We start from the raw sequence: 3,120 nt of genomic DNA, 5'->3' as shown, positions 1-3,120 counted from the left end.
TGGTGGTCTAAGGAAACAACTTAATATTATTGGTACTGTTGCAACAGCGGTAGTTATTTGTATTTCAGGAATTGGTACATATGCCTTCAAAGGATTTTTATCTGAGTTTAAAAGAGAAGTTTTGGAAGAACTACGAATTGAGTCTGAAAATAGATTTAAAAGTGAGTTTGAGGCCTTAAAGATTTTCTTAAGAGAGGATATTAAAAAAGACATTGATAAATTGAATACTGAAAGTAAAGAAATGATTATGGAATTAGAGTCTCTTTTACTTAAAGAGAGAGTAAAAATCAAAAGTGCACTTAAAGAAGAAATAGAGAAATGCTTTTTATCGCTAAAGCATTTTGGAGAATCAAATGATAAGAAGTAAATTTTGCATTTTTATTTATGAGTTTGCTTATAAAACTTTGAAAGATTATTTTATTAAAAAATATAAGTCAGAATTGCTAGAGGGAGCTGTGTCTTTAAAAGACCCATCTTATAGTGTTTCTGAGAAAGTAATAGAAATTGAAAAGCACAGATTGGTAGTTCCATTTCAACATAATTTTAGGAACCACAATATTGTTGTTTGTAAGTTTGGATGTTACTTTTTGTGTATTTTGTTCATTGCGTTTGTTGTAAAGGAAATTAAAGATAAGGTTGAGAAGTATTTTGATGTGTTTGAAATTGATTTGCTCTTTAAGAGCTTGGCAAATTCTGGTTGTTTGAAAGATGCTAATTCATATGTTCTCGATCCAAATCTTATATTGAAGAATCTGGGTGTTAGTGATGATATTCATTATATTAATGTACATTGTGAGCCTGCAAATTATGAGCCTGATAGTCGTGATATTTTGGTAGGGAAGTATAAAGATAGTGAGAGTGATTTTTATCATTTTGTGATTGTTGATAATGATTTACGTTCTGTTATTTGGGATTCACTTGGTAATTCTAGAGCTGTAAATAATGGAGTGCTTAAGTCATTGAGAGTATTCAAAATTATTGATTCGTCTCTTGTAAGTGATATAAGAAAAAGACTTTCTCTTTACCATGAGCAATTTGCGAGTGCGTAAGGATTTTTGTCATTTTAGAAAAAGTATATTTGTGGAGGTTTCGTTTGAGTGTTATTAAGAATATAAATAAGCTTTTGGATACAGTTACCGCAAAAGATTTTTTACTACAGGGTTTTGGTGATTTTGTAGAGGAATCTAATGTTAATGTTGCGCGAGAAGGCATTGTGCTAGCGAGTTCGATTTTGAGTTTCATTTGTTTAATCAAGGATAAGATTGTAAAGCAAAATGAAGACAAGCGTGCAATTGAGATAATTAATTCCAGACTTAAGGGAGCTGTAGATTTAGCCATTGATGCTTGCGAGGCTTTAGAAGATGGTGAGAATTGGGATGATTATGACAAACTTATCCAACTTAGAGGTCAAGTGGCTAAAGAGATATTAAATCAAATGAAAAAGGAGTATTAATACAGAGGTGGTTAATTAATGAAACGATCTATTTTGAAAAATTATTATGTGTTTTTGTGTTTGGTTTTTTTATTACTTTCTTGTAAAGGAGTTGCAAGTCTCCCAAAAGAGCCTGTTCTGACAGGTAAAACTGATCTTTTAAGTTTGGCGCGTGATGAGTCTGTATTATTTCAGTATGCATTGAGTCTTAATATGTGGCTTATTCATGCTAAGCATTATGTTGAGACTTACTACAAACAGGATGGCTTTCCTGTATTTGAGACCTTAGATCCTGCATTTCAAGGTGATGCTGGAGAAGAGGGTATTAAGATGAGGATAGCTTATTATCAAAGGTATATAGCGAAAGTAAAACCTATTGCTATTGCAATATACCGTAAGTATACCCAAGTGTCTTTGAAGGAATAAGGGACAAGGGTGGATTTGGAACAAGAAGGTGAGATTGAAGAGATTTTAGAAAAAGGAGAATCTGAAGATTTAGTGAATCTTCAAAATACTTCTCCTTCTTCTGTTGATTCATCTCAGATATTAGTTAGCGAAGAAATTTCTACAACTGGTGAACATGGATTAATATCTTCTGATACTGAAGTTGTAGAGAGTAATGAAACAGATACAGAAAATGCCCATGAAGAGAATGATTCTTGTGAATGTTGTAATATTAGTATTATTTTTTTCACTGATGAGGGTCAATTCTTTGATTTAACGCCTTACACTGATATATCTAGTCTTTCACTAGATTTAAAAATCGTAGATCCAACTCTAAAAACAGCGTCAAGCAGTTTTTCGTTTGAGGCAAATGGACTTTCGGATGAATTTTTAGATTTTCTATTTTTTAGGAAAGAAGATGTTTATGTAAACGTAAGTGAAGGTAAGAAGCCGTTATTCAAAGGTATTTTAGAAAAGTTTTTCAATCGAGAGATTTTAGACTCAACTAAAAGTATGAGTTTTACTGTGAATGATTTTTCTAAACTTTTGGAGGTGGTTTTTGAAAAGCCTGTTCAGTTTCCTGTAAATTATAATCCTGATTGGCTATACGTGTATAATCCATTGATTAAGGAACAATCTATAGTTCATTTAATGATAGAAAAGACTAAACTTAAAGATTTGATTGATGATAATGGATCTGAAAGTATTTTGGCAAAAGTGCCTGCTGTAATTATTGATGATGGTGAAGATTTGCAGACAATTTTATCGGCACTTCTATATGAGTTTGGATATGCATATACATTTACGGGTGATGGAAAGTTGAGGATTTTACCTATATGGAAGAGTGAAGTTATCAATAAAGATCTAAAGGTTTGTTCTATCGATGCTACAAGTTATATATTATCAAAGAGTAGTTCCAGTAGTTATGATTCAAACAGGGTTATTTGGCGAGAAGGTAAGTTTCAGAGCAAAGCTGAGTCTATTGCAAATAAGCGTCCTCTGTATTCAGCTCCAATCAGTGTTCAGGGTTCTGGGAGTAGTTTATATGTTGGAGTATTGCAAAAAGGAGTAGTGTATCCTGATTTTGCAGATAAGATAGGTAGTGTTGTTTATCAAGAATATGATCCTAAATGGTTTGATACCACATACAAGTGGGATTTTGAGCGTAAAGAAGTATGGCATGATCATTATGCACTCAATGAACATTTGGCAATAATTTCGACTCATAATCTAGAAACTCGCTT

4 protein-coding genes and 1 pseudogene are annotated in these 3,120 nt (G+C 32.3%); all 5 read left to right on the top strand.

The annotated features are described in order from the left end of the window. Positions 1 to 367 (top strand): hypothetical protein (locus tag U881_RS0103215; protein WP_024653193.1); only part of this gene is annotated, 367 nt, incomplete at its 5' end. Continuing rightward, positions 354 to 1,049 carry a DUF261 family protein gene (locus U881_RS0103210; RefSeq protein WP_084538399.1) on the top strand — a complete coding sequence of 232 codons (696 nt, stop codon included), beginning with the start codon at positions 354 to 356 and terminating at the stop codon, positions 1,047 to 1,049. The genes U881_RS0103215 and U881_RS0103210, both read left to right, overlap by 14 nt. Before the next feature lie 44 nt (positions 1,050 to 1,093). Further along, the gene (locus U881_RS0103205) at positions 1,094 to 1,453 is read left to right on the top strand and encodes a hypothetical protein (protein ID WP_024652948.1); all 360 of its coding nucleotides are present in this window, start codon (positions 1,094 to 1,096) and stop codon (positions 1,451 to 1,453) included. 18 nt (positions 1,454 to 1,471) lie between these two features. Next, positions 1,472 to 1,858, top strand: a complete 387-nt coding sequence (locus U881_RS0103200) for a BBA14 family lipoprotein (RefSeq protein ID WP_024652949.1) — start codon at positions 1,472 to 1,474, stop codon at positions 1,856 to 1,858. A gap of 9 nt (positions 1,859 to 1,867) precedes the next feature. Then, positions 1,868 to 3,120, top strand: a pseudogene (locus tag U881_RS0103195) (right-handed parallel beta-helix repeat-containing protein); the annotation flags it as partial.

This window comes from Borrelia persica No12, assembly GCF_000500045.1.
GTDB classification, from domain to species: Bacteria; Spirochaetota; Spirochaetia; order Borreliales; family Borreliaceae; genus Borrelia; species Borrelia persica.
Note: the sequence above shows the minus strand (reverse complement) of the source record. Positions and strands in the feature narration are given on the sequence as shown.

Bases quoted from the DNA above. Each gene is read 5' to 3' on its own strand.
- U881_RS0103210 (WP_084538399.1), top strand. From the start codon at position 354: ATGATAAGAAGTAAATTTTGCATTTTTATTTATGAGTTTGCTTATAAA.
- U881_RS0103200 (WP_024652949.1), top strand. From the start codon at position 1,472: ATGAAACGATCTATTTTGAAAAATTATTATGTGTTTTTGTGTTTGGTT.